Here is a 2,549-nt window from a genome sequence, read left to right on the forward strand (position 1 = left end):
CAATTGAGAGGCTAGGACTTTTTTCCCAGCCTCTTTTTTGTTTATCAAAAATATTTTTTACAAAATGTAAGATATATATTGCAAAATAGAAAATATAGTGTATAATAAAGTTATAAAAACAAGAAAGGAAAAGCATGTGGCAAAAAATCTCAAATTAAAAATGGCCCGGGTCGAGCATGATATGACCCAGGGGGATCTTGCAGATGCCATAGGGGTGACACGCCAGACCATTGGCCTGATCGAGGCAGGGAAATACAATCCGACCCTCAGCCTTTGCCTTGCCATTTGTAAGACCTTGGATAAGACGCTGGATAAACTGTTCTGGGAGTAACAGTTTTAACATAGAAAGAGGAAACATATGAAACAAAAGAAAGAACCAATTGTAAAAGATGAACGGACCATGCTACTTGATGGAAAAATCGCAGGAGAACTTGTCCTTGGTATGACCTGCTTTATTGCCCTATTTGCCTTTGTGAAATCCAGTATCCTGGACTTAGATCTCGTCGCTTATCTCCCTGAGATGTTCCTTCTGATTGCCATGGGAGCCTATGCCTTTGTGAGAAGAATCAGTTCAGGGATTGATATCCGAGATATGTTAGAAAAAGATAGCTGGTTGAGTCGCCTTGGGTCAGGTCTATTCTTTGCTGTGCTGATGATAGCTATGGATGTGATTGGAAAGAGAGAAGCAGTGAGCTTTATCTTGAGTCCCAAGTATCTGGTTAAAATTTTATTAGAAATCATCGTCTTTGCCCTCCTGACAGATCTGCTTGAAAAACCACTTGCTCTTATCAATCGGAAAAAACAAGAGAAGATAGAGGCAGAGTTAGAGGATGAAGAATAAGGAGAAAGCAATGAGATTACAATTGCTGAACAAACAAATCATAGATGAACGAGAAGAAGGCTTAGCTAATAAGGCTGGTGCTGAGACGGCTGGTTTTCTTTTCCTTGCCTTAACTGTTTTTAGTGTAGGATCCATTTTTACATCTAAGGTGGGGCTCAGTCCAATCATGGTGGTAGCCTTACTCATCGTCTCAGGATTGTATTATTCTGTTCGTTGTCAACGATTGGGTGTGAGATTTATCAGTTATAGCTATCTAAATGTGACGGGAATTGTAGCAGTAACCTCTATTCTCTCCTTGTTCATCTGGGCTCAAAATTTTCAATTAAACCAAGCTGTCTATCAGGCAAATCCCTTCCATTCAAAATTCTTACTGGTACTTCCTATTACCTTTTTACTGAATCTTCCAATTGTATGGGGAGTGAATACCCTTGTGATGCTTCTTGCAAAAGTTGAGAAAAGACGCTATGAAGCCTATCTGGATCAGTTAGAAAAGGAAGAGTAGGAAGGAGGAGCTTTGGTTTCGTCGTATAAAAGTCTGGAATCCCAGGCTTTTATTTTTCAGTCAAATAAATTGCATTCGTTTTCTTGGGAGAGTATACTGGTATAGTTGAATTAAAAATTCTGATAATTTAATCTTAGAAAAGAGAATGACATGGCAAAACCTATTCGCGTATTACTCTATTACCTCTATACCCCCATTGAAAATGCAGAACAATTTGCGGCTGATCACTTGGCTTTCTGTAAATCAATCGGCCTCAAAGGCCGTATCCTAGTCGCTGACGAAGGAATCAATGGAACTGTTTCTGGTGACTACGAAACAACGCAAAAATACATGGACTACGTTCACAGCCTTCCAGGGATGGAGGACCTTTGGTTCAAGATCGATGAGGAAGAAGAGCAAGCTTTCAAGAAGATGTTTGTACGTTATAAGAAAGAGATTGTCCACCTTGGTTTAGAAGATGATAATTTCGATAATGACATCAATCCTCTTGAAACAACAGGTGCTTACTTGTCTCCAAAAGAATTTAAAGAAGCTCTTCTAGATGAGGATACCGTTGTCCTTGATACTCGAAATGACTACGAGTACGATCTTGGTCACTTCCGTGGGGCTATTCGTCCAGACATCCGCAACTTCCGTGAATTGCCACAATGGGTCCGTGATAACAAGGAAAAATTCATGGACAAACGCGTTGTCGTCTACTGTACAGGTGGAGTCCGCTGTGAGAAATTCTCAGGTTGGATGGTCCGTGAAGGCTACAAAGATGTTGGTCAATTGCATGGTGGAATCACCACTTACGGGAAAGATCCAGAAGTTCAAGGCGAACTGTGGGATGGGAAAATGTACGTTTTTGACGAGCGGATTGCAGTCGATGTCAACCATGTCGATCCAATCGTTGTCGGAAAAGACTGGTTTGATGGAACACCATGCGAACGCTATGTCAACTGTGGAAATCCTTTCTGTAACCGTCGGATCTTGACCTCAGAAGAAAACGAAGACAAGTATCTTCGCGGATGTTCGCATGAGTGCCGGGTTCACCCTCGCAATCGTTATGTCCAAGAACACAACTTGTCACAAGCAGAAGTTCGTGAGCGTTTAGCGGTCATCGGTGAGACGCTTGATGGAGCACCTGCATAATGGAAACAAACAGTCTGAAAGCTCAGGCTGTTTTTATATGGAAATTGGTTGAAAATTGTGCTATACTTTGGG

Annotated in this window: 4 protein-coding genes; all 4 read left to right on the forward strand. The window is 41.3% G+C overall.

The genetic code is table 11. The features are described 5' to 3' along the window. Nucleotides 1-136: 136 nt before the first annotated feature. Nucleotides 137-331 carry a helix-turn-helix transcriptional regulator gene (locus SPADD19_RS00985; protein WP_061454972.1) on the forward strand — a complete coding sequence of 65 codons (195 nt, stop codon included), beginning with the start codon at nt 137-139 and terminating at the stop codon, nt 329-331. 27 nt (nt 332-358) lie between these two features. Continuing rightward, entirely contained in the window at nt 359-841 is a 483-nt protein-coding gene (locus tag SPADD19_RS00990) for a DUF6773 family protein (protein ID WP_061454973.1), read from the forward strand. Between the two features lie 10 nt (nt 842-851). Next, on the forward strand, nt 852-1,343 hold the full coding sequence (locus SPADD19_RS00995; protein WP_061454974.1) for a DUF6773 family protein: 492 nt from the start codon (nt 852-854) through the stop codon (nt 1,341-1,343). Nucleotides 1,344-1,493: 150 nt separating this feature from the next. Beyond that, nucleotides 1,494-2,477 (forward strand): oxygen-dependent tRNA uridine(34) hydroxylase TrhO, encoded by a 984-nt coding sequence (gene trhO, locus SPADD19_RS01000; RefSeq protein ID WP_061454975.1) that lies wholly within the window; start codon nt 1,494-1,496, stop codon nt 2,475-2,477. Nucleotides 2,478-2,549: the final 72 nt, after the last annotated feature.

It is taken from the genome of Streptococcus parasanguinis, assembly GCF_001578955.1.
Taxonomy (GTDB): domain Bacteria; phylum Bacillota; class Bacilli; order Lactobacillales; family Streptococcaceae; genus Streptococcus; species Streptococcus parasanguinis_U.

Excerpts from the sequence above, each read along its gene's own strand:
- SPADD19_RS00990 (WP_061454973.1), top strand. The coding sequence starts at position 359 with ATGAAACAAAAGAAAGAACCAATTGTAAAAGATGAACGGACCATGCTA.
- trhO (WP_061454975.1), top strand. The coding sequence starts at position 1,494 with ATGGCAAAACCTATTCGCGTATTACTCTATTACCTCTATACCCCCATT.
- SPADD19_RS00995 (WP_061454974.1), top strand. The coding sequence starts at position 852 with ATGAGATTACAATTGCTGAACAAACAAATCATAGATGAACGAGAAGAA.